Genomic DNA, 23,252 nt, shown 5'->3' on the forward strand with positions numbered 1-23,252 from the left:
CTACGGCTCCAGATACAGCAAGGGCACATGCTGGTTGCTTGATCATCGCGACGAGAAGGGGAGCGAGGGGCTCACTGCCATTTCCAGGGTGTGGTTCGGACGATCCCCACCCAGGGGAGGGTGCGGTTCGCAGCACCTCTTCCGACGACGCTCGGCGCAGCTCAGGTGCCGATCGGTCTCGCCGCTGGCCCATTGGACCTGGGCTGACCGCGCGACTGCTCGCTCTTCATCGTGGTGGGGGGCGATCACGAAGCGGCTGCGACCCGCCCGCGGAACGCCGCCGGCGACACCCCGACGTGCCGCTTGAACGCCGCACTGAACGCGCTCTCCGAGCTGTACCCGAGCGTGAACGCCAACGCCCCGACGCGGGTGTCGCTCGAGCGCAGTGCACGCTGCGCCAGCAGCATCCGCCAGGCGATCAGGTAGGCCAGCGGGGGAGCCCCGGCAGCCTCGCGGAAGCGCGCCGCGAACGTGCTGCGGGACATCGACGAGGCGCGGGCCAGGTCCTCCAGGCTCCAGTTCCTGGCGGGCCCGTCGTGGATCAGGTCCAGGGCTGGGCGGAGCTGCTCGTCGGCCAGGACCTTGAGCCACCCGGCCGGCAGTTCGGCGTCGTCGGCGAACCCGCGGACGACGTCGAGGACCAGCAGCTGCGCGTACTGCCGCATCGCGAAGTCCGATCCCATCCGGCCTCCGGTGATCTCGCTGAACAGTCGTTGCACGTGGCCTCGGGCCTGCGCACCGACCGTGCTGTCCGCGCCGACGTGCATCAGGGGTGGCAGGACGCGGAGGAGCAGCTCCCGGCCGGTGGCGTTCAGGTCGATGCGGCCACCGATGACGATGTCCACGTCGCTCGCCGCGGCGTCGGCGTCCGAGATCCGCGATCCCGCCGTCGGCGGTTCGACGACCACGGGGTCTTCCGGGCCGTCACCGCCGTCGAGTGTCAACCACGACCTCCCGTTCAGGACGGCGACGTCGCCGGCGTCGAGGCGGACCGGCGCCGCGGCCCCCTCGGTGTCCAGCGTCGCCCACCCGCGGACGACGGCGATGAACTTGATGTCGTCGTCGATGACGCTCCGGGTGTGCCACCGGCCACGGAGGGCCGAGCCGCCGGACACGACCCCGCGGACCTCGATGAGGTCGAGCACCTCTGACAAACGATCGACGGGCATACCTGGACTCTAGGACATGAAAAGGCGACGGGACATGATTCCGGATGTGAATGCGAGGCCTCAAGCTGGTCTCCGGACCAGGTTCCTGGTCCCGTCGTCACACCGCCTCTGGGCGGCACGGAAGGACCACACCATGACTGCACCCCTGATCGCCCTGGTCACCGGAGGCAACAAGGGCATCGGCCGCGAGATCGCCGCACAGCTCGCACGCCTCGGCCACACCGTCGTCATCGGCGCGCGGAGCCTGGAGCGCGGGGAGGAGGCTGCGGCGGAACTCCGGGCAGACGGTGGCACCGTCACCGCCGTCGCGCTCGACGTGACCGACGCTACCTCGGTCGCCGCGGCCGCGGAGCACGTCGCCGACGCCTACGGCCGGCTCGACGCGCTGGTCAACAACGCGGGGATCAGCCACCAGCCCGGCGCCGACCCCGCCGGACAGCTGCCGCGGTCGGCCGACGTCGATCACGTCCGGGCCGTGTTCGAGACGAACGTCTTCGGCGTCATCACCGTCACGAGCGCGTTCCTGCCGCTGCTGCGTCGCTCGGCGTCACCTCGGATCGTCAACGTCTCGAGCAGCGCGGGGTCGCTCGCCGCCATCTCGGACTTCGCCAACACCGATCCGATCGCCCTCGGGTACGTGCCGTCGAAGACCGCGCTCACGGCCGTGACGATGATGTACGCCCGCGACCTGGCGTCGGAGAACATCCTCGTCAACGCCGTCTGCCCGGGCTTCGTGGCGACGGACCTGAACGGTCATCGCGGTCTGCTCACGACGGCGGAAGGAGCCCGGTCCGCCGTGACCATGGCGACCATCGCCTCCGACGGACCGACCGGGACCTTCACCGACGTCAACGGGCCGGTCGCCTGGTGAGGCGACGGCGGCGGGTGGCTCGCGCGCCACGGGTGCCGGGTCGAGCCTGACGGCGGTCAGCTTGGCTCATCCACCCCGGTTCCGTGACCGACCTGCGAAGGCGACCGGGGTGCACGGTGGGGCGTGCGGTCAGGAGTGGTCCCGGCTGCCTTCACCAGAAGCCGGGGCGACCGCTGGGGGAGCGGAGCTGTTCTCTCGGCGCAGTACCTGAGGGGACACCATGTCGTTCAAGCACGTCATCACCACCGTCGTCGGGATCACGGTCGTGACCGTCGCGCTCGCCGGATGCTCGTCGCAGTCGGGGGAGTCCGCTCCGATCACGGCACCGGCGGAGCCGTCGCAGAGCCAGGCTGCGGAACAGCAGACGCCGAGCCCGACGCCGAGCAGCAAGCCCGCTGCGTCCGGTGAGGTCGACGTCACGTCGGACAAGATCACCGACGACCAGATGGGCCACACCGTGCAGGCCGACAAGGTCGTGCGGAACTTCCCGTGGACGTCGGCGCAGTCGGGGCTCGCGGACCGTGACGACAACGAGCAGGTCCTGGTGCACGTCGCGGTGACCGCGGGGGAGAAGTACTACTCGACGGTGGACTGCCTGGCGATCCGCGTGCAGGCCCACGGCAGCACGGAGTCGTACACGTCCCAGGGCACGACGTCGGTCGTCGAGGACGCGATGAAGGCCGCCGGCTACCCGGCGCTGACGAAGGTGGACCAGGGGCAGTCCGGGGAGGGCTGGTGCGCCTACTCGGTGACCGACCCGTCCGACGTGCTCGACCTGGAGTACCAGCGCAACGCCGCCGCGTCGAACGACGGCACGCAGATCACGGCGAAGGACTTCACCGCGCCGATGACGCCGGTGGCGTCCTGACGGCGACGGAGCCCGCCGTCACTCGCCGTTGCCTTGCATTTGGAGAGCGTTCCCATCGGCGCACTCGGACACCGCGGTGATCGTGTAGCGCTGCTCGCCCGCCAGGAAGCTGATGGAGGTCGTCGGCCCTCCGACCCCGCGAAGGCCGAGGAGCGGGTCTGCACCCCCGCTCTTGTACGGCTTGGTCGTGATGCCCGCGCCTTCCCACAGCTTCTTCACCACGGCGACGTCCTGAGCGGGGTCACCGTGCGGTCCCTCGAGCGCCGTGATGGAGCTGTAGGCCGCACCGTCGTCGCCGTTCCCCTTGGTGCACTGCTCGACCGACGGCCCGCTGTACACCTGCCAGTCGCCGTCGAGCGACGTCGTCGACCGGTCGACGATGTCCTGCACCGACTGCCGAGCCTCAGTAGTACTGACGGTCGTGTTGGCTCCTGACCGCGTCGGGTTCTCGCCGCTGCACCCCGTCAGCGCGAGGATCGCGGTCATCGCACCGACGACGACGATCACCGAACCGGTTCGTTCGCCCCGTGGACTCACGGTCAGGAACCCGTCTCGAGATCGACGTCGGGAGCGGTCTGCCCCGTGGATTGGTAGCCCGTCATCGTGTCCCCCTGCCCTGTGGTGGCGCATTCGACCCCCGCAGCCATCGACGTGTTCCGATCAAGGTCACCAGTCTGCTCCGCCGTCCGCACCCGTGACCACCGGCCCGGATGGACCTCGGCGCAGCGGGCTTCCTGCTGAAGGAGACCGACCCCGAGGGCTCCGCCGAGTACGTCCGGGTGCTCACCCGCGGCGAAGTCGGTGAACGCTCGACGTGATGCGCAGAGCCGACGACGGTCAGTCGATGGTGGGTGTCAGGAGACCGATGAGTTCGTCACGGTCGGACAGTCCAGGGACGTCCCGACGGACGGAAGACCAACTCCATGGCTCGACAATGCCGATCGAGAACGTCACCGTTGTGTCTCAGGGCTTGATCGGCTCGTGTTCCTGCGGAAGGGTCGCACGGGAGCCGGAGGTCCTGCCATGCACAACGCCGTCATCCCGCAGCAGTACGACACGTCATGGACGATCGTGCTCGTCGCGGTCCTGGCACTGATGGTCGCGGCCGTCGTTTCCGTCGTCCGGAACACCGCGCGGATGACTCTGCTCGCGACGGTCGTGTGGGTCGTCGGGGTGATCGTGCTCCCGGTGCTGGGGTCGCTCGTCTGGTTCTTCGTCGGACGGCGGGATCTCCGCCGACGTTCGAGCCCGCTCCATGATTGACCGCCCCGCCCCGCCCCGCCCCGCCGTGGTGCTGAGGGCGGGCCCGACCGTGTCGGCGAGGAACAGCGTGTGCGACCGGCGGCCGGATCGCGAGGACTAGGTCGCGCTGACCGCTGCTTCGTCCGCCGCGACCTCCTTCTGCACCGCGAACTGGGTCCGGTGCAGCTCCTCGTACCGCCCACCTGCGGCCAGCAGTTCCTCGTGCGTCCCGCGCTCCACGATCGAGCCGTCCTCGACGACCAGGATCAGGTCCGCGCTCCGGATGGTGGAGAGACGGTGGGCGATCACCATCGCCGTCCGGCCCTCGAGTGCCTCGCTCAGCGCAGCCTGCACGGCGGCCTCGGACGTCGAGTCCAGAGCGGCGGTCGCCTCGTCGAGGATGACGACGCGCGGCTGCGCGAGCAGGAGGCGCGCGATGGTCATCCGCTGACGCTCACCACCGGACAGCCGGTAGCCACGCTCGCCGACCATGGTGTCGAGCTGGTCCGGCAGGGACCGGATGAGCGGCTCGAGGCGGGCGCGGCGGACCGCGTCCCACACCTCGTCATCGGTGGCCTCGGGCCGGGCCAGCCGCAGGTTCGAGCGGATGGTCTCGTGGAACAGGTGACCGTCCTGCGTCACCATGCCCATCGTGTGCCGCATGGAGCTGAACGTGACGTCGCGGACGTCGGTCCCGCCGAGGCGGACGGCACCGCTGTCCACGTCGTACAGGCGCGAGAGCAGCTGCGCGACCGTCGACTTGCCCGCGCCGGACGTGCCGACGAGGGCGACGGTCTGCCCCGGCTCGATCCGGAACGAGACCCCGTGCAGGACCTCGTCCCCGCCGCGGGTGTCCAGCGTGGAGACCTCCTCGAGCGAGGCCAGGGACACCTTGTCCGCGGACGGGTAGGCGAAGCGGACGTCGTCGAACTCGACCGCGACCGGGCCGTCGGGGATCGTGACGGCGTCGGGCTTCTCCTGGATGAGCGGCTTCAGGTCGAGGACCTCGAAGACGCGCTCGAAGCTGACCACGGCGCTCATGATCTCCACCCGTGCGTTCGCCAGGCTGGTCAGCGGCGCGTACAGGCGGGTGAGCAGGAGGGCCAGGGTCACCACGTCGCCGGTGTTCAGCTGCCCGCCGAGTGCGAGGGAACCACCGACCCCGTAGACGAGGGCGAGGGCGAGGGCGGAGACCAGGGTGAGCGCGGTGACGAAGACGAACTGCAGCAGCGCACTCCGGACCCCGATGTCGCGGACGCGGGCGGCGCGGACGCGGAACTCCTCGGCTTCCTCGTCGGGACGGCCGAACAGCTTGACGAGGGTGGCGCCGGGCGCCGAGAACCGCTCGGTCATCTGCGTGCTCATCGCGGAGTTGTGGTCGGCGGCCTCGCGGCGCAGTGCAGCGAGGCGGCTGCCCATCCGGCGTGCGGGGATGAGGAAGACCGGGAGCATGACCACCGCGAGCACCGTCACGAGCCAGGACGTGCTGAGCATCACGGCCAGGGTGAGGACCAGCGCCACGACGTTCGTGACCACGCCGGACAGCGTGCCGCTGAAGGCCTGCTGCGCGCCGATCACGTCGTTGTTCAGCCGGCTCACGAGCGCGCCCGTCCGGGTGCGGGTGAAGAAGGCGATCGGCATCTTCTGCACGTGGTTGAACACGGCGGTGCGGAGGTCCAGGATCACGCCCTCGCCGATCCGCGCCGAGTACCAGCGGGTCACCAGCGACGCGGCGGCGTCGGCGATGGCCACCAGGGCGATGACGACGGCGAGCCAGACGATCGTGCCGACCGCGCCCCGGGCCGCGATGACGTCGACCACCTGGCCGGCGAGCACCGGTGTCGCGACCGCGAGGAACGCCCCCACGACGGAGAGGATGATGAAGACCACCAGCTTGGACCGGTACGGCACGGCGAACGTCATGATCCGCCGCACGGACTCGCGGGAGATGCCGTGCTTGCCGTCCCTGGCGGTCGAGATCTTGTAGAGCGAGCTCCAGGCCACGCCTTCCATGCTCATGACAGTTCCCTCCGTGGCCGGCCGGCCCTGCTGCGGTGGCGGTTGCCCGGACTCGGGGTCCTCAGCGGCGGCGGCGACCAGGGAGTCAGGATACGGCTCGGCCGGCGCCGAGCGGGTGGGCGGCGTGCGCAACGCGGCTGGCCAGGTGCTGCAGTGTGATCTGCCGGGCGGACGTCCCGATCGGTGGCGCGGGACCCCCGCGCGTGCCGGCGGCTCAGCAGAACCCGTCGAGCGCCGCCGTCAGCGCCGCGCTCCCACCCGGCCCGCCGTGCCCCTCGTCCTCGACGATGGTGAGCGTGCTCTGCGGGAGTCCCCGGTGCACACGCCAGGCCGTGACGGCCGGCCCGCTGAGGTCCCGCCGCCCGTGGACGAGCGCCGTCGGGACGTGCGCGATCCGGTCCAGACGCGCCAGCACGGCCTGGTCGCCCGACAGGAACCCGTCGTTCGCCCAGTAGTGCGTGACGAGGGTGGCGAAGCCCTCGCGCAGCTCCGGACCCAGGTGACCGCGCTCACGGAGTGCGGGGTCGTCGAGGGAGACGTGGACGCTCTCCCACCGGTCCCAGGCCTGCGCGGCGTCCGCACGGGCCTCCCGGTCGGCACCGGCCAGGCGACGTGCGTAGGCGTCGACCACGCGCTCACCCGGGAGGCGCTGGCTGGCTCGCTCGAACGCCTCCCACTCCGCCGGGAACACGCGTCCCACACCCTCGGTGATCCAGTCGACCTCGTCGCGGCTGGTCGTCGTGACGGCCATCAGGGCCAGCGCGCGGACACGTGACGGGTGCTGCTGCGCGTACGCGAGGGCGAGGGTCGTGCCCCACGAGATCCCGGCGACGACCCAGTCCTCGACGCCCAGGTGCTGCCGGAGAGCCTCGATGTCGGCGATCAGCCGTCGCGTGGTGTGGTCGGTGAGCCGGTCGCGGGACTCCGTGACGAGGGGGCGGCTCCGGCCGCTGCCACGCTGGTCGATGCCAATCAGGCGGTACCGGGTCGGGTCGAAGTGCGTTCCGTACCAGCCGCTGCCGAGCGAGCCGCCGGGGCCGCCGTGCAGCCAGAGGGCGGGGACGCCGTCGGGAGAGCCGGACTCCTCCCAGTAGAGGGACGTTCCGTCACGGACGTCGAGCAGGCCGGAGGCACTGGGTTCGGTCCTCGGGTACGGCATGGCTCGACGGTACCGGCCGGGTCAGCCGTGCAGGGCGTCAGCGAGGGTGAGGTGAGTGGGGAGTTCGTCGCCGTCGTCCGTGCCCCGGCGGAAGTCGGTGCGACCGTCCTCGCCGACGTACACACCGGCTGCACCGCCCGTGATGAAGTACTGGTCGGCCAGGTCGCCGTCGAGCGCCGACGGCGTGAGGTAGAGCAGGTACGTGCCCCCGTCTTCGAGGAGCATCCCCGGACCCGACGAGCGGGTGGTGCCGTGCTGGCGGACGACGACCGTGGACCCGACCGGATGGTCGGGGTCGGTCTTGGCGGTCGCCACGATCCGGACCGTGGACAGTGTGGTGGGGTCGGCATCCGCGACGTCGTTCGCGACGCGTTGCTGTCGGACGGTGCCGGTCACGACGAGGGAGCTGTGGTCGGCCATGCTGCTGACGGAGTCGTACATCCGCGCTCGGGAGCCGCTGGACGCGGACGAGCAGCCGGTGACGGTCACCACGCCGGCGGCGAGCAGCGCCGCCGCGACGAGGGTGCCGAGCCGGACCCGCGTCACGGCTCGACCCGGGTCGGCCAGAGCAGCCGGAAGCGCTCGCACACGACGGGCATGTCCGGTGCCCAGCCCCGCGGGTCCTCGGAGTGCTGGCGCCAGTACCGTTCGTGCGACGCCCGCCAGTACGCCAGGCTCCGGTCGCCCTCACCCTCGGCTCGGGCGTGCTCGGCGTCGACCTGGTCGAACGGGACGGTCCGGATGTCCGTCGTCACGATGACCGCGCTCGGCTGGTCGGCGCCGTCGAGGATGAGGCTGTGTTCGCCGACCTCGGGCAGTGGTTCCGCGGTCGCTTCGTAGTCCCAGAGTGATGACGCCGTGCCGTCCTTCACGCCGGCGAGGACCAGCGCGAGCAGGTCGTCGGCGTGCTCGGGCGTCGCGCCGAACGCCCACGCCGGGGGCACTTCCTCGGGCAGGTCCGGGGACTCCTGGCGGCGGGCGGCCCAGAAGGCGGCCACGGAAGGCGACGCTGCGTCCATGGCGCGACCCTAGCGGTGCCGCCGGTTCCCGCGCGAGGAGACCCTCAGAGAGCAGCTGCGAGGAACCGCAACTGCTCCGGAGCCACGCGCCGCCAGTACGACCAGTCGTGCGCCCCGAGCGTGAAACTCGACTGCGGCGCCGGCGTGATGCGGTGCACGAGTTGCTCGTCGCCCGGGCAGAAGGCGTCGGCGGTGCCGCAGGTGATCCGTGTGTGCAGGGCTCCGAGCGCCGCGGTCCGGGCCGTCAGGTCGTGCTGCGCGAAGTCCTCCGCGCCGTCGAACGCCCCCGAGGCCGCCCGCTGCGGGGTCGGCCAGAGCGCCACCGAGCTCGCTGCGACGGCCCGCACCCGCTCCGGCCCGAGGGTGCTGCCGACCAGGAGTGCGCCGTACGCCCCCATCGACCAGCCGAACAGTCCGAGCCGCTCGACGTCCAACCCGTGGTCGTGCAGCAGGGGGAGGAACTCGTCGACGAGCATCCGGTGCGGGTCCCGCCCGGAGGCGCGGGGGTGCCAGTAGTCGTTGCCGCCGTCGATCGACGCGATCGCGACGGCCGGCTCGCCGGCTGCCCGGGCCGCGGCCTGGAACCGGTCGAGGTGCATGCCGTGGTCGAAGCTGCTGCGGTGGTCGCCGCCGTACCCGTGCAGGGCCACGACGACGGGCAACGGGTCGCCCGCGGCCGATCCGGGCGGGTAGCTGATCGTCCACCCGGTCTCGGCACCACCGCGGGCGGCCGAGGTGAACGAGCCCTCGATGCGGGACCCGGTCCGGCTGGTCGGGACGATGCCGGCAGGTCCGGTCATCCCGAGCTTCCGTTCGACCGCGGCCCGCCCGGGCAGCACGCCCTGCTCGAGCAGGACGGCGCCGGCGGCGGCCGCGAGGACGACCGATCCGCCGCCGATGAGCAGCGTGCGTCGCGACAGTGTCGTCATCGGACCCCTCTTCCGGTGTGGTGCGACGACGTTCCCAGGGAGCACTGGAGAAGACCTCACGACACGCTGCGGGAGCGCTCAGGGCAGGATCAGCACCTCGTCAGCACCGGGGACCCCGGTGGCACCGAGCCGGTCCTGGGAACCACAGCCGGTACCGTGGTCCGCATGTCCTCGGGGGAACAGCACGACCACATGTCCGCGCCCACGCAAGCCGGGTCCACGCCAGCGACGGGGTCGGGGGCCGGCACCACGCTCGGCCTCGGTGCCGCCGTCGGCATCGTCGGGGCGGTCCTCGGCCTGCTGCCGTGGATCGTCACCGGCATGCACCTGCCGTTGCAGAACCTGTGGGAGACGTCGGTCGCCGACGAACGGGACATGCCGATCGCGTTCCTGCCCTTCAACCAGTACTTCCTGACCTTCCTGGCCGCTCTGCTGCTGACCGGGGCCGGCATCGTCGGCGTCACGGCCCGTCGGCTCCACCCCCGAGTGGGACGCCAAGGGGTGTTCGCTGCCTTCGGTGGGCTGCTGCTCGTGCAGGTGGTCGCGGTGGTGCAGACCACGGTCGTCACGACGGCCGGCCTCGGCATGGACCGCACCGTCGGGACGGGAGGCGCGATCAGCGCCTCCGAGATCTACGTCGTCGCCCTCGTGGTCGGCTCCGCCCTCACCGTCCTGCTCGGGGCCGGGCTCGTGCTGCTCCTCGCGCTCGCACCGGACGGCGTCGCGGTGGTCGCGCTCGCCGTCGTGGCGGTGGCGCTCGCCGAGTGGCTGCGGGGATTCGTGCTGCCGCCGGCGACCCTCTCGACCGGACTGCAGAGCACGATCGCCGGGTGGGCGTGGTGGGTCGCGCCGGTCGTGGTCGGGCTCGGCATCGCGGTGACCGGTGTCCGTTCCGCCGGCCGGGTGGTCGGGGTGCTCGTCGCGCTCGTCGTGCTGCTCGTCGGGCCGGCACTGCTCACCGCCGTCGACGGTGCGGCGGGGATGCGGGTGTTGGCCCCGTACCCCCTCGAGCTCGTCGCGTTCGGGTCGGGCCTCTTCGGCGATGTGCTCGGACGCGGACTGGTGGCGGTCGTCCTCGCGGCGGTCATCGGCTGGGTGGGGATCGCCCTGCTGCGACGGCGTCCTACCGGCCGGCGGTCCACCGGTCTGCGCGCTTCCGACCCGCCGTCTTCCGGTACGCCGTCTTCCGGTGCGCGCTGAGGCTCGTCGTGTGCACCGCCGTCGGGTCGTCGAGCAGCCGCAGGTCGTAGGCGGCGCAGTCCCCGAACGTCCCGATGCCCGGCGTCCCCTCGGTCGGCTCGAGCACGCCCTTCGAGGGGCCGTCCGACCCGATGCCGGCGCGGTGCACCATCCACTCGAGGTCCATCGCCTCGTCGGCCAGGTACCGCATCACCGCCTCGTTGTCCCGGTGCTGGCCGTCGTAGCTGCGGGCGATCGTGTTCCGGATCGCCCAGAGCGCGGGCGTCAACCGACCGTGCGGCGGCGCACTGAGCGCACCCGCCTGGTACAGGAACCGGCGGACCCCGGTCCGGCGCATCGCGGGCACCAGGCGTCGGACGAACGCCGTGTTCACCATCGCCGTCCGCTGCGCCTGCACGTCACCGAGCAGCGAGACCACCGAGTCGACACCGTCGAGCAGTCCGTCGAGGTCCAGGTCGTCGGTCACCGACCCCTGCCGCACGTCGAGTCCGGCACGCGGTGGACCGGCCTTGGCGGGCGTCCGGGCGAGGACGCGGACGCGGTGTCCGGCCGCGAGGGCGAGGTCGGTGAGGTGGCGGCCGGTCTGTCCGGTCCCGCCGAACACCAGGATCGTGCGCTGCGACTCCATCAGGCGTCCATCCCGACGACGATCTTGGTCGCCGAGACGCCGTCCCGGAGGGTCTGCAGAGCGGTGGGGAGGGCCTCCAGTCCGTGGCCGACGACGGTCGGCTCGGGTGCCGGACGGAACCGTCCGTCGGCGAGAGCCGCAGGCAGGAAGTCGCGGAACACCGCCGGCCCGACCGGCGAGACGACGGGGGTGCCACCCCAGATCGCCGTGACGTGCATGCCGCGGATCCGCTCGATGCGCGAGCGCACCGCGGTCGCCGGGTCGGGGTAGGCGGACGCGATCCGCTTCGTGCCGGGAACGGGGCGGGCGATGCGCAGGGCGTGCCCGAGCGAGCCCTTCCCGATCGCGACGGTGCCGGCCAGTCGCCGTCCGCCGAGGGCTGCGACGACCTGGCGGTCGACGTCGGCGTCGCGGTAGTCGACGACGGTCTCGGCACCCAGGGAGCGGACCAGGTCGTGGTTCGCCCGTCCGGCCGTCGCGACCACGGTGTAGCCGCTCGCCCGGGCGAGTTGGACGGCGTTCATCCCGACGCTGGTCGACGCGCCCCAGACCAGGACGACCTCGGCGGTACGGGACGCCCCGACCGTGGGGAGCGGCAGGCCGAGCTGGTCCGTCTCGTACAGGCCGGCGGCTGCCGTCGCGAGTGCCAGCGGCAGGACCGCGGCACGTTCGAAGGCCACGTCGGCCGGGAGGCGCGTGGTGACACGCTCGAGGACCGTCACGTACCGCTGGAACCCGCCTTCGGACGCGCGGTTCCGCGCTCGCTCCTGCCCGGCGGCGAACGCGGTCACCCGGTCGCCGGGCTGGAGGTCCGTGACGTCCAGGCCGACCGCGACGACCTCGCCGGCGATGTCGCTGCCCAGGACGGTCGGGAAGCGGACCCACGGTGAGACGAGTCGGCGGAGCGGCCCGGTGATGGCGTCGACGGGGTTCACCGCGATCGCACGGACCCGGACGACGACCTCACCGGCACCGGGGGTGGGCATCGGGGTCGGGCGCACCTCGAAGGGTCCGCGCGGGCCGAGGAGCCAGAGGGCTTCGTTCGTCGGGGTGTCGGTGGGATCGGGGGTGGACATGCGAGCTCCTCGCTCTCGGGCGTCAGCGATGATGACACGTGATGTCATCGTATCCCTTCATGGCACGACGTGTCATCGGGTACGATCGACCGATGCGATGGGCTCCGGATGCACGAGGTCGACTCGAGCGCGCGGCCTTCGAGCTCTTCGCCGAGCAGGGCTTCGCGGCGACGACCGTGCCGCAGATCACCGCACGCGCCGGCCTGACCACCCGGACGTTCTTCCGACACTTCGCCGACAAGCGCGAGGTCGTCTTCGCCGGCGACGAGATCCCCACGAACGCCGCACGACTCATCGCCGACGCCCCCACCGACCTCGAGCCCATGCAGGTCATCCGCAGCGTGCTGCACCAGATCGCCGCCGCACGGTTCGACGGCAACCACGAGCAGACCGCCGCCTGGCGCCGGATCGTCGAGGGGAACGACGAACTGCGCGACCGGGACGCCCGCAAGCGGTCCGACCTGGTCCGCGCTGCCCGGGGCGCCTTCGTCGAACGGGGGGAGACCCCGCTGCAGGCCACAGTCCTGGCCGAGGTCGGCGTGCTCGTGTTCCAGGTCGCGCTCGAGACCTGGGCCGAGGACGACGCTGCTGCTGCCCGACCGATGTCCGCCGTGATCGACGAGGTCCTCGCCGCACTGCCCCTCGCCGGCCGGCCCTGATCGCCCGGCCCTGATCGCCCGGCGCTGACTGCCGGGCGCTGACTGCCCGGGTGGCAGGATCGGGCTCATGCGCGCCGTCACCTTCGACTCCTTCTCCGCGACGCCCGTCGTCTCCGACGTCCCGGAACCCGCGTGCCCACCGCACGCGGCCGTCGTCCGCGTCGTCGCCACCGGCGTCTGCCGCAGCGACTGGCACGCCTGGCACGGCCACGACGACACCGTCGCGCTGCCGCACGTCCCCGGGCACGAGTTCGTCGGCGTCGTCGAGCGGGTCGGCGACCAGGTCCGGCAGTGGCAGCCCGGCACACGTGTGACCGCACCGTTCGTCAACGCGTGCGGCACCTGCCCCACGTGCGTCGCCGGCCGTCAGAGCATCTGCCCGAACCAGACCCAGCCCGGCTTCGACCGCCCCGGCTCGTTTGCGGAACAGGTCGTCGTGCACCACGCCGACACGAACCTGGTCGCCGTTCCGGACGCCATCGACGACCCCACGGCCGCGGGACTCGGCTGCCGGTTCGCCACCGCCTACCGAGCCGTGGTGAGTCGCGGCCGCACGGCACCCGGGGAACACGTGGTCGTGTTCGGCTGCGGGGGAGTCGGACTCTCGGCGATCGTCGTGGCGGTCTCGCGCGGTGCCCGGGTCGTCGCGGTCGACGTCTCCGCCGAGGCGCTCGCCCTCGCTCGTTCCCTCGGTGCCACCACCACGCTCGACGCGCGGACCGACGACGTCGACGAACAGATCCGGGCCGCGACGGACGGCGGTGCGCACGTCGTCGTCGAGGCCCTCGGCCGTGCGTCCCTCGTCCGCCAGGGCATCGCCGCGCTCCGCCCCGGCGGTCGGCACGTGCAGGTCGGTCTGCTCGCGGGCGAGGACGCCACCCCGCACGTCGACCTGGGCCGGGTCATCGCGCTCGAGCTCGAACTGCTCGGCAGTCACGGCATGTCCGCCCACGAGTACCCGGCGATGCTCGCCGAGATCGCCGACGGGCGGCTCGACCCGTCAGCGCTGGTCGGCCGGACCATCTCCCTCGACGAGGCGCCGGCGGCGCTCGCCGCGATGGACCGGCCGGCGACGTCGGCGGGTACGACGGTGGTCGTGCTGTGATCGCGGCCGACCGCGGGACCGCCGGCGCAGTCCGGGTCAGCCGCGGCGGACCGCGTCGCCGTCAGGTTCTCGGAACTGCGCTGGCCGCCGCCGTGGTCGTGCTGCTCACCGGATGTGCCGACGGCTCGCCCTCCTCCGGGGGGAGCGAGCACGGCGTGAGCCACCGAGGCCCCGAACCCACTGCCCGTTCCTACGAGGACGGCGTCGAGACCTGGGACCTGACAGTGCCGCCCTCGGTCGAGGCGTTCGGGATCGACACGGACGTGCCGGAGGGGGCGCGGACCCGGGTCGGTGCGTACGGCTCGGAGGCAGCCGGGGGACGTCCGGTCCGGTTCCTGCTCCTCGGCGGCAAGCAGGTCCGGGTACAGGCGACCCACGTGGTCTTCGACGCCCTCGACAACGCGCAGGAGATGCAGGACGCGTCGGGCGAGGTGATCCTGCCGAAGGGGCGGCTGTTCCACCTCCGCGTCAACACGGTGCCGGTGGCGGGCGCGAAGGCCGGGGTGGACGGGTACCGCGACGTGCTCCGACAGCTCGATCTGCCGGACACCTCCGTCGGCGAGCTCGAGGAGGAGATCGCATCGGCCGACTCGGTCGACCCGGTGGATGCGTCGCAGCGGGTCGGCGTCGAAGCCGGCGTGCCCAAGACGGGCGGGCTGGACTTCGGCCCCAGCACGTCGTTCCGGCCGAACGACGATCCGCTGCTGTTCACGCTCCGGTTGAACGCAGCGTGGGACCCCGAGTCGAACTGAACAGGTCTTGTACATGTAGTCTGCTGTTCATGCCCGTCTCACCGAAGCGACGCCTCGTCGCCGACGCTCTCCGCGACGCGATCGCAACGGGCCGGTACGCGCCGGGCCAACGCCTACCGGGCGAACACGACCTGGCCGAACGCTTCGCCGTCAGCCGCGGGACCGTGCGGGCAGCGCTCGCCGACCTGGCCGACCAGGAGTACATCGCCATCCACGGCGGCATCGGCTCGATCGTCACCTTCGACGGCGCCGCGCTCGACCCCCGCAGCGGCTGGGCCCGTTCGCTCGCTGCCACCGGCACCGAGATCGCCGTCCGCGTCCTGCGCATCGAGCGCGTCAGCCGGCCCGGGCAGGCCGCCGAGCTCGGTCTCGACGACCCCGACTTCATCGCGGTCGACCGCGTCCGCCACGTGGTCGGTGGACCGGACGTCTCGCTCGAGCGCAGCCTGGTCCCGCCGTTCGGGAGGCTCGCCCGCGCCGTCGACGACGGTCTCGTCGACGACTCGCTCACCGCCACCATCGCGAGCGCCGGGCTGGTGCCCGCGCTCGCCGAGCAGTGGGTCGACGTGCAGGCGCTCACCGCGGAGGAGGCGGCTTCCCTCCACAGGGCGGTCGGGGAGCCGTTCCTCCACAGCCGACGGGTCTCCCGCGCGGCCGACGGCAGGTTCGTGGAGGCTGTCGACAGCCTGCTCGACCCGAGCCGGTTCCGCCTGCACATGAAGTTCGGGAGCGCGTCATGACGACCACCACCACCGCCGAGTACGAGCACGCGCTCGCGGCCTTCCGTGGGCTGGCGATCGGGGACGCACTCGGCATGCCCACGCAGTCGATGTCCCTCGACCAGATCCGTGCCGACCACGGGGTGATCGACGGGTTCGTGGACGCCGGTCCCCACCAGCGGATCGCACACGGCATGCCCGCGGCGAGCATCACCGACGACACCGAGCAGGCCGTCCTCGTGGCGCAGCTGCTCGTGCAGGGCGGCGGACGACTCGACCCGGTCGACTTCGCCGAGGCCCTCATCGCCTGGGAACGGACGATGGCGGCGAAGGGCTCGCTCGACCTCCTCGGACCGAGCACCAAGACGGCCGTGCAGCGGATCCTCGACGGGGTCCCCGCTTCCGAAGCCGGCTCGACCGGCACCACGAACGGGGCGGCCATGCGGATCACCCCGGTCGGCATCGCCACACCGCTCTCCGGCCGTGTGGAAACCGGCACGGACGGTGTCACGGCTCTCGTCGACGCTGTCCAGGACGCCTCGCGGGTCACCCACGACACCGGACTCGGCATCGCCGGTGCCAGCGCGATCGCCGCGGCGGTCTCCGCCGGCATCGACGGTGCCACACGGTACGAGGCACTCGACGTGGCGATCGCCGCGGCCCGGATCGGTGCGACGCGGGGACACTGGGTCGCCGGTGCCTCGATCGCCGAGCGCACCGAGTGGGCCCGCGGGCACCTCGCCACCGTGCCGGCAGACCAGCGGATCGACGTCGTCTCCGGGCTCATCGGCACGAGTGTGTCGTCCCAGGAGTCCGTCGTCGCAGCGCTCGCCCTCGTCGCCCTCGACCTCGACCCCTGGCAGACCGTCTGCACGGCGGCGAGCATCGGCGGCGACACGGACACCATCGCCGCCATGGCCGGAGCCGTCCTCGGCGCCGTGCACGGAGCAGCGTCGTGGTCCGACGACGCCGTGCACCGTGTCGAGACCGTCAACGACCTGCACCTCGACGAGCTCACCGAGCAGCTCCTCGCCCTCCGCGCCGCCGCCGCCCGGTAGCGCCCTCCAGACCGCCGGGCGGTGGTGTTCCCCCCTTCACCGCCGCCCGGCCCCACCCCTCGCACCCTTCCGACGACGTAAGAGGACCTGATGACCACGACCCCCACGGACTCCGGCACCAAGTCCGGCACGCTGACCACGATCGAGCAGCGCGGCATCGAGCCCGTCCCGGTCGCCGAACGCACCGGCACACCCGGTGCGCTGTTCTGGGTCTGGTTCGCCGCGAACATCTCGATCCTCGGGCTGCCCCTCGGCGCCACCCTCGTCGCGTTCCAGGGCCTGACCGTCTGGCAGGCGCTGCTCGTCGCCGTCATCGGAGCCGCCGGGTCGTTCGCGGTCGTCGGGGTCATCTCGATCGCCGGCCGTCGGGGCGGGGCACCCGGCCTGACCCTGAGCCGCGCCGTCTTCGGCGTCCGCGGCAACATCGGACCGACCGCGGTCTCGCTCCTCAGCCGCCTGGGATGGGAGACCGTGAACACCACCACGGCCGCGTTCGTCCTGCTCTCGTTGTTCACGATCCTGTTCGGGACCGACGGCGGCTCGAAGGCCCACCCGGTCGTCACCGTCGTCGCGATCCTGCTGTTCGTCGCCGCGACGGTGCTCATCTCCGGCCTCGGCCACGCGTTCATCGTCGCCGTGCAGAAGTGGGCGACGTGGGTCTTCGGCGCCCTCAACGTCTTCGTCGCGGTGTTCCTGGTCGCACGCATCGACTGGGACGTCGTCGGTGCGCAGCCCGCCGGACCCATCGCCGCCATGGTGATCGGCGTCGGCACCATCGCCGCCGGCACGGGCATCGGCTGGGCGACCGCCGGCGCCGACATCGCCCGCTACACGCGTACCAGCGTCCGCGCCGGCAAGCTCGTCGCCGCCAGCGCCGCGGGTGCCGGCATCCCCCTCGTCGTCCTGGTCGGGCTCGGCTCCCTGGTGTCCGCCGGTGACCCGACACTCGCCCAGGCCGGTGACCCGGTCGCCGCGATCCGCGACATGCTGCCCAGCTGGATGGCCGTGCCCTACCTGATCGCCGCGTTCGGCGGGCTGCTGCTGTCGAACCACCTGTCGGTGTACTCGGCGAGCCTCACCACGCTGACCCTCGGCGTGAAGGTCCCGCGGGTGTGGGCCGTCGCGGTCGACGTCGTCATCACCACGCTCGGTGCCATGTACTTCATGCTGGTCGCCGACGGCTTCTACGCCCCCTTCATCACGTTCATCTCGGTGCTCGCCGTCCCGATCACCGCCTGGCTCGGTGTCTTCATCGCCGACATGCTCCGCCGCACCTGGTACGACCCGGCCGCGCTGCTCGACCTGCGCCGCGGTGGCCGCTACTGGTACGCGGGCGGCGTCGCCTGGCGTGCCGTGATCGCCTGGGTCGTCGCGATCGTCGTCGGCTTCCTGTTCACCAACGTCCAGGTGGGCGACGCCGACCCGGTCTTCGTCGGCGCGTTCTCGGACACGTGGATCGGTGCGAACGGCCTCGGCTGGGTCGTCACCTTCATCGTCGCCGCGGCGGTCTACCTGCTCACCGGCGGCCCGCGCGGGACCCTGCACGAGCAGCCCGACCAGTCCGCGCCGCTCCCGCACACCGAGCACACCGTCCGATGAGCCGCCTCGTCTCGGTCGGCAACGTCATCGTCGACATCGTCATGCGCATCGGCGAACTGCCCGAGCCCGGTGGCGACGTGATCGCCGACGGCTCCGAGATCACGGCCGGCGGCGGCCTCAACACCATGGTCGCCGCCCGCCGCGACGGCATGGACGTCGTCTTCGCCGGGCAGTACGGCACCGGACCCTTCGGTGACGTCGTCCGCCGCGCCCTGACCGACTCCGGTGTCACCGTCGTGCAGCCCGGTCTCCCCGACGTCGACAGCGGCTACTGCGTGGCCCTCGTCGACGCCACCACCGAGCGCACCTTCGTCACGAGCGTCGGCGCGGAAGGGCAGCTCACGCGCGCCGACCTCGACCGCGTCGCACTCCGCGCCGACGACGTCGTCTTCGTCTCCGGCTACGGCCTGGCGCACGCGGTCAACGGCGCGGCCATCGCGGGCTGGCTCGGCACGGTGCCCTCGTCCGTCCGCGTCGTGTTCGACCCGTCACCCCTCGTCGACACCCTGCCGGCAGCCGTCCTGGCCGCCGTGTCCGCACGCTCCGACGTGGTCAGCGCCAACAGCCGGGAGGCCCGTCTGCTGTCCCCGACGTCGGCCACCCTCGCCGAGGCGACCGCGGCCATCGCCGCGGCCGCGCGGGGCACCGCCCTCGTCCGGGACGGCGCCGACGGCTGCTGGGTCGTCGAGTCCGGCGGCGAACCGGTCCTGGTCCCCGGGTTCCCCGTCGTCGCGGTCGACACCAACGGGGCGGGAGACGCACACGACGGCGTGCTGGCGGCGGCGCTGGGACGTGGGGCGGGCCTCCAGGACGCCGTCCGACGGGCCAACGCGGCGGCGGCACTCGCGGTGACCCGCACCGGACCGGCGACCGCGCCGACGGCGGAGGAGACGGACGCGCTGCTCGCTGCGGGGTGAACGGTGCGCGGTGGTGCGAGCGACTGGTTGCACTTCCGGACTCCCGGCGGGCGGCATAGTGTGCACGCAGGGAGGGACACCATGGACGAGCGGACCGAGCGCAGCCGGTACACCCAGCTGCCCCCGACCGTGGACCCGGCCGCCTTCGTGGTCGAGGTCCCGGCGTTCGAGGACGACCGACCGGCTCCTCCGCCGATCCCGCCCGCTGCGGCGCCGGAACTCGTCGCGGCCACGGAGTTCGCCCGCGGCGCCGGTGGTCCCCGGACGATCCGACGCACGCAGATCCCGGCCGCGCTGGTGATCGCCGGCGTGCCGATCGGGATCGTCGTCGTCATCGCGACCGTCCAGGTGCTGTTCACGCGCTGATCGCGGACCACCCGTCCGGACCGCTCGCTGCGCTCTGCGGACCAGGCAAGCCGCCGGTGTTTCCTGCCCGTCAAGTGTTGGTTACGACCCCGTTTCCGATGCTCGGCAGACGCTGAGTCCCCTCGAAGCTTCCTCATGAGAAACCCTTCACACGAGGAGCCCCTTGCCCAGAACCCGTTCCCGGAGTCGGCTCGCTGCACTGGCGATCACCGCCACGCTGACTCCCGCCCTCGCCCTGACCGCAGTCCCTGCGTTCGCGGCGCCGACCCCTGATCCCGTCGTCGCATCCGGCAGCGACTGGGACGTCACCACCACCCCCGGCGGGTACCTGGTGTCCCTCGACCTCGACGAGCCCCTGCCGATGGTCGACGACGCCCCCACGCTCGTCGTCGACGGCGAGCCGGTGGGTCTCGCGACCGAGTCCGCCGACGGCCGCACCCTCCAGGTCCTCACGGCCGACCGGTCCGTCGCCGACGCGACCGACGTCAGCAAGGCCTGGTCGAGCGGTGACGAGGACAAGGCCGCGGAGACGACGACGGCCCCGGTCACGCCGCCCGTCCCCGAGAACCGGACACTCAAGCGGCAGATGAAGTCGCTCGCGACGGCCGCTGCCGTCGAGGACCCGTCGACCGCGGGCGCCTACTCCGTGACGGAGGCGGAGTACGACTTCGGCGACCAGGCGATCCCGCTCGCGGCGATCGGCGGCATCCGGGGTGAGCTCACCGGGAAGATGTACCTGACGAGCGCCGCCGGTGCGCGCCCGACCGTCGTGCTGCTGCACGGCCGCCACACCTCGTGCGCCGGCACCGGTGCGAACCCGCTGCGCTGGCCCTGTGGCCCGACGCAGTCGAACGTCCGCTCGTACCTCGGGTACGAGGGCACGGCCCGGGCGCTCGCGACCCGCGGCTACAACGTCGTCTCCATCGCGGCGAACGCCGTGAACTCGAACGACAACCAGCTCGCGCTCGACTACGGCGCCGAGGCCCGCGGCCAGCTCATCCTCGACACGCTGGGGATGCTCGGCAAGGCCGATGCCGGAACGGCCGTCTCCTACGACGACGTCACGACGGCGACCGACGCCACCCCGAGCACCACGACCACCCGCACCCTCGACGACGCCCTCGTCCGCGCGACCACCCGCGCCGACCAGCCGGCCGCCGCTTCCGGTCTCACCGCAGCGTCCCTGAAGGGCCGGTTCGACCTGAGCCACGTCGGCATCATGGGCCACTCCCGCGGCGGTGAGGGCGTGGTCTCGGCCGCCACCCTCAACCAGGCGCTCCCGAAGCCGTACGGGATCGAGGCGGTCATGCCGCTCGCGCCCGTCGACTTCGGCCGCATGACGCTGCCCGACGTCCCGACCGCCGTCTTCCTGCCCTACTGCGACGGCGACGTGTCGAACCAGCAGGGGCAGCATTTCATCGACGACTCCCGCCACGCCTTCGGCGACCAGGTCCTCCGGTCCGCCGTGTGGGTGATGGGCGCGAACCACAACTTCTTCAACACCGTGTGGACCCCGGGCCTGTACCCGGCGGCCACGGGCGACGACTGGCGGACGAGCGACACCACGTCCACCTGCTCGACGACCAACCCGACCCGCCTCACCGCGGCGCAGCAGTACCAGGTCGGCGTCAGCTACATGACCGGCTTCTTCCGCCTGACCATGGGCGGCGAGACGCAGTTCCAGTCGATGTTCGACGGATCGGTCAAGCCCGCCACCACCGCGACGCCGTTCGCGGACGTCCGGACCATGGCGACGCAGCCCACCGGGAAGACCCAGCTCGTCACCGACTTCACGACGTCCAGCTCGCTCGTCCGCACGGTCGGTGGCGCGACGGCCGCGGTCTGCACCAACCTGACCGGTCGCACGCTGCCGCAGTCGAACCCGTTCTGCGCCACGACGAAGGCCTCCGCACAGGTCCCGCACTGGACGCCGGGCTCGTTCGCGCCGAACGTCCCGACCTTCCCCACCACCCGCTTCCTCTGGACGGGTGCCTCGACGACGGACCCCGCGGTGCCGAGCACCGGTGAACTCCGTGTGTCCGTCCCCGCCTCCGCGCGCAACGTCACCGGCAGCACACAGATGACGCTGAAGACCGCACCCGACGAGGCCGTCCCCACCGGCACCGACTTCCGGGTCACGGTCCTGGACGGCTCCGGAGGCAGCTGGTCGACCGCCGCATCGGCGATCAACCCGCTCGCCGTCAACCGGATGCCGGGCGGCACGAACACCACGCTCAACAAGATCGTGCTGCAGCAGCTCACGATCCCCACGGCTTCGATGACGGGCGTCGACCTGACGGACGTCCGCGAGGTCCGCTTCACCGCGGGCGTCGGCGCGGACGGCACCGGGACCGGTGGCGTGTACCTGTCCGACCTCGCCTTCGACACCCCGAGCGTCGGCACCGCCGTCGCGGCGACCCGCACCACCGTGAACGTCGCCCCGACCACGGTCGAGGAGGGTGACGGCCCGGGCACCGCCGACGTCGCCGTCTACCTGTCCCGCGCCTCCGACCGGCCGGTCACCGGCTACGTCAGCGTGCTCGGCTCCGCCACCGGGTCGGTCGGTGTCGGCATGGAGCGCGTGACCTTCGCGCCCGGCGAGACCTGCCAGGCCGTCACCGTCCCGACCGCGGGCAACACCGCGGTCTCCGCGACGCCGAGTTCGGCGTTCAAGGTGAGCGTCACGAACACCCGGAACGCGGTCATGGGCGCCACGGCGTTCACGAACCTGACGGTCCGCGAGGACGACGGTGTCACGGCACCGGCGACCGAGCTGCCGCCCGTCGGTGCGCAGGGCGACGTCTGCGCCGAACGCGCCGCGGCGGCCACCCCGGTGACCCTCGGTACGTCCGCCGACACCGTCGCACCCGGCGGGTCGGTCGAGCTCACCGGTACCGGCTTCCGCGCCGGCGAGACCGTGACCTTCCGCTCCGGCACGACGGTCACCGACACGGTGGTCGCCGACAGCGCCGGCACGGCCAGCTCGACCCTGCGGATCGCGGAGGACGCCGACCTCGGTGCACTCGCCGTGTCCGCCGAGGGCGCCGGTTCCGGCCGGGAGGCCCAGGCCACCCTCGCGGTCCTCGCACCCACCGAGACGGTCCTGTCCGTCACCCCGGCCGAGCCGGTCGCAGGCGACGAGGTCGTCCTGACCGCCACGGTCACCGGCCGCGACACCGACGGCACCGTCACGTTCCGCGACGGCGAGCCCTCCGCTCGTGCCCGTGCCGCCGCGGCGACACTCGGAACGGCGGAGGTGACGGACGGGGTCGCGACGCTGACCCTGACCGACGGGTTGAGCGCCGGTGACCACACGCTGGTGGCGGCGTTCGGCGCGACCGCCACGGCGGACGCGTCCGCGTCCGACCCGGTGGTCGTCACCGTGGCGGCAGCACCGGTGGTGCCGACCCCGACGCCGACACCGACCCCGACGCCGACCCCGGCTCCCTCGCCGGGAGCCGGAACGCCGGGAGCGGGAACACCAGGTGGTGGGACGCCGAGCACGCCTGCACCGGGCGGCACCGCAGGGACGCCGACCGGCACCGTCGGCGACCCGGGCTCCGGCTCCGGGCCCGCGGGCGGTGCGGTCACCGAGCGGCCGGGCTCCCTCGCCTGGACCGGGGCCGAGATCGGGTCGGCGGCCCTCGCGGCGCTCCTGCTGCTGACGGCCGGAGTCGGGATCACCGTGGCACGTCGTCGTCGACGGACCGAGTGAGACGCACGCGCTGGCAGAGCAGGGCCGTACCCGTCCGGGTGCGGCCCTGCTCTGTGTCCACCGAGAAGGCGCGACCTCGCCGAGATCGTCATCAGCGCGACCGTCCCGGTGGTGTTCGCGCACCGGGCGGTCCCGTCTCCCCAGAGCGGTCCGGATGCGCGATGCTCGCCGTGGTCGTCACG

The 23,252-nt window shown here is 72.4% G+C and carries 22 protein-coding genes; 13 read left to right on the top strand and 9 right to left on the bottom strand.

Features of this window, described 5'->3' with window-relative positions; translation table 11 throughout:
• Nucleotides 1–245: 245 nt before the first annotated feature.
• On the bottom strand, nt 246–1,169 hold the full coding sequence (locus tag DEJ33_RS00970) for an AraC family transcriptional regulator (RefSeq protein WP_111194092.1): 924 nt from the start codon (nt 1,167–1,169) through the stop codon (nt 246–248).
• A 133-nt stretch (nt 1,170–1,302) separates the two neighbouring features.
• On the opposite strand from DEJ33_RS00970, the gene DEJ33_RS00975 reads away from it, so the two are divergent.
• Nucleotides 1,303–2,040 (top strand): SDR family NAD(P)-dependent oxidoreductase, encoded by a 738-nt coding sequence (locus DEJ33_RS00975; RefSeq protein ID WP_111194093.1) that lies wholly within the window; start codon nt 1,303–1,305, stop codon nt 2,038–2,040.
• A gap of 220 nt (nt 2,041–2,260) precedes the next feature.
• Nucleotides 2,261–2,908: a hypothetical protein gene (locus DEJ33_RS00980; protein ID WP_111077040.1), complete on the top strand. Its 648-nt coding sequence runs from the start codon at nt 2,261–2,263 to the stop codon at nt 2,906–2,908.
• An 18-nt stretch (nt 2,909–2,926) separates the two neighbouring features.
• On the opposite strand, the gene DEJ33_RS00985 is transcribed toward DEJ33_RS00980, so the two are convergent.
• Nucleotides 2,927–3,415 carry a hypothetical protein gene (locus DEJ33_RS00985; RefSeq protein ID WP_111194094.1) on the bottom strand — a complete coding sequence of 163 codons (489 nt, stop codon included), beginning with the start codon at nt 3,413–3,415 and terminating at the stop codon, nt 2,927–2,929.
• Nucleotides 3,416–3,931: 516 nt separating this feature from the next.
• On the opposite strand from DEJ33_RS00985, the gene DEJ33_RS00990 reads away from it, so the two are divergent.
• Nucleotides 3,932–4,171, top strand: coding sequence for a PLDc N-terminal domain-containing protein (locus DEJ33_RS00990; RefSeq protein WP_111077042.1), 240 nt, complete (start codon nt 3,932–3,934; stop codon nt 4,169–4,171).
• A 96-nt stretch (nt 4,172–4,267) separates the two neighbouring features.
• Here DEJ33_RS00990 and DEJ33_RS00995 read toward each other — a convergent pair whose 3' ends face one another.
• From DEJ33_RS00995 to DEJ33_RS01015, 5 genes are all read right to left on the bottom strand, one after another.
• On the bottom strand, nt 4,268–6,169 hold the full coding sequence (locus DEJ33_RS00995) for an ABC transporter ATP-binding protein (protein WP_111194095.1): 1,902 nt from the start codon (nt 6,167–6,169) through the stop codon (nt 4,268–4,270).
• 214 nt (nt 6,170–6,383) lie between these two features.
• Nucleotides 6,384–7,328 (bottom strand): alpha/beta fold hydrolase, encoded by a 945-nt coding sequence (locus DEJ33_RS01000; RefSeq protein ID WP_111194096.1) that lies wholly within the window; start codon nt 7,326–7,328, stop codon nt 6,384–6,386.
• A 21-nt stretch (nt 7,329–7,349) separates the two neighbouring features.
• Nucleotides 7,350–7,874: a hypothetical protein gene (locus DEJ33_RS01005; protein ID WP_111194097.1), complete on the bottom strand. Its 525-nt coding sequence runs from the start codon at nt 7,872–7,874 to the stop codon at nt 7,350–7,352.
• Entirely contained in the window at nt 7,871–8,347 is a 477-nt protein-coding gene (locus DEJ33_RS01010) for an ASCH domain-containing protein (protein ID WP_111077046.1), read from the bottom strand. The genes DEJ33_RS01005 and DEJ33_RS01010 overlap by 4 nt, the downstream gene beginning before the upstream one ends.
• A 44-nt stretch (nt 8,348–8,391) precedes the next feature.
• Nucleotides 8,392–9,276 carry an alpha/beta hydrolase family protein gene (locus DEJ33_RS01015; protein ID WP_111194098.1) on the bottom strand — a complete coding sequence of 295 codons (885 nt, stop codon included), beginning with the start codon at nt 9,274–9,276 and terminating at the stop codon, nt 8,392–8,394.
• Between the two features lie 165 nt (nt 9,277–9,441).
• On the opposite strand from DEJ33_RS01015, the gene DEJ33_RS01020 reads away from it, so the two are divergent.
• Nucleotides 9,442–10,476, top strand: a complete 1,035-nt coding sequence (locus DEJ33_RS01020) for a hypothetical protein (protein ID WP_146242497.1) — start codon at nt 9,442–9,444, stop codon at nt 10,474–10,476.
• On the opposite strand, the gene DEJ33_RS01025 is transcribed toward DEJ33_RS01020, so the two are convergent.
• Both DEJ33_RS01025 and DEJ33_RS01030 read right to left on the bottom strand, forming a co-directional pair.
• Nucleotides 10,400–11,104 carry an NAD(P)-dependent oxidoreductase gene (locus DEJ33_RS01025; RefSeq protein ID WP_111194100.1) on the bottom strand — a complete coding sequence of 235 codons (705 nt, stop codon included), beginning with the start codon at nt 11,102–11,104 and terminating at the stop codon, nt 10,400–10,402. The genes DEJ33_RS01020 and DEJ33_RS01025 overlap by 77 nt on opposite strands.
• Nucleotides 11,104–12,180 (bottom strand): zinc-binding alcohol dehydrogenase family protein, encoded by a 1,077-nt coding sequence (locus DEJ33_RS01030; protein WP_111194101.1) that lies wholly within the window; start codon nt 12,178–12,180, stop codon nt 11,104–11,106. The genes DEJ33_RS01025 and DEJ33_RS01030 overlap by 1 nt, the downstream gene beginning before the upstream one ends.
• 92 nt (nt 12,181–12,272) lie before the next feature.
• Here DEJ33_RS01030 and DEJ33_RS01035 point away from each other — a divergent pair, with 92 nt between their 5' ends.
• The 9 genes from DEJ33_RS01035 (at nt 12,273) to DEJ33_RS01075 (ending at nt 23,070) form a co-directional block, all read left to right on the top strand.
• On the top strand, nt 12,273–12,839 hold the full coding sequence (locus DEJ33_RS01035; RefSeq protein WP_181432746.1) for a TetR/AcrR family transcriptional regulator: 567 nt from the start codon (nt 12,273–12,275) through the stop codon (nt 12,837–12,839).
• A 67-nt stretch (nt 12,840–12,906) separates the two neighbouring features.
• The gene (locus DEJ33_RS01040) at nt 12,907–13,944 is read left to right on the top strand and encodes a zinc-binding dehydrogenase (RefSeq protein WP_111194103.1); all 1,038 of its coding nucleotides are present in this window, start codon (nt 12,907–12,909) and stop codon (nt 13,942–13,944) included.
• Nucleotides 13,945–14,099: 155 nt separating this feature from the next.
• Nucleotides 14,100–14,696, top strand: a complete 597-nt coding sequence (locus DEJ33_RS01045; protein WP_146242498.1) for a hypothetical protein — start codon at nt 14,100–14,102, stop codon at nt 14,694–14,696.
• 29 nt (nt 14,697–14,725) lie between these two features.
• On the top strand, nt 14,726–15,436 hold the full coding sequence (locus DEJ33_RS01050) for a GntR family transcriptional regulator (protein WP_111194105.1): 711 nt from the start codon (nt 14,726–14,728) through the stop codon (nt 15,434–15,436).
• On the top strand, nt 15,433–16,473 hold the full coding sequence (locus DEJ33_RS01055) for an ADP-ribosylglycohydrolase family protein (protein ID WP_111194106.1): 1,041 nt from the start codon (nt 15,433–15,435) through the stop codon (nt 16,471–16,473). The genes DEJ33_RS01050 and DEJ33_RS01055 overlap by 4 nt, the downstream gene beginning before the upstream one ends.
• 90 nt (nt 16,474–16,563) lie before the next feature.
• The gene (locus DEJ33_RS01060; protein ID WP_111194107.1) at nt 16,564–18,072 is read left to right on the top strand and encodes a cytosine permease; all 1,509 of its coding nucleotides are present in this window, start codon (nt 16,564–16,566) and stop codon (nt 18,070–18,072) included.
• Complete coding sequence (locus tag DEJ33_RS01065; protein WP_111194108.1) at nt 18,069–18,989, top strand: PfkB family carbohydrate kinase; 921 nt, start codon at nt 18,069–18,071, stop codon at nt 18,987–18,989. The genes DEJ33_RS01060 and DEJ33_RS01065 overlap by 4 nt, the downstream gene beginning before the upstream one ends.
• 81 nt (nt 18,990–19,070) lie before the next feature.
• A complete protein-coding gene (locus tag DEJ33_RS01070; RefSeq protein WP_111194109.1) occupies nt 19,071–19,355 on the top strand; it encodes a hypothetical protein in 285 nt (94 codons plus the stop codon).
• 163 nt (nt 19,356–19,518) lie between these two features.
• The gene (locus DEJ33_RS01075) at nt 19,519–23,070 is read left to right on the top strand and encodes an Ig-like domain repeat protein (protein WP_111194110.1); all 3,552 of its coding nucleotides are present in this window, start codon (nt 19,519–19,521) and stop codon (nt 23,068–23,070) included.
• Nucleotides 23,071–23,252: the final 182 nt, after the last annotated feature.

Origin of the sequence: Curtobacterium sp. MCPF17_047 (genome assembly GCF_003234045.1) — a bacterium.
In the GTDB taxonomy this organism is placed as follows: Bacteria; Actinomycetota; Actinomycetes; order Actinomycetales; family Microbacteriaceae; genus Curtobacterium.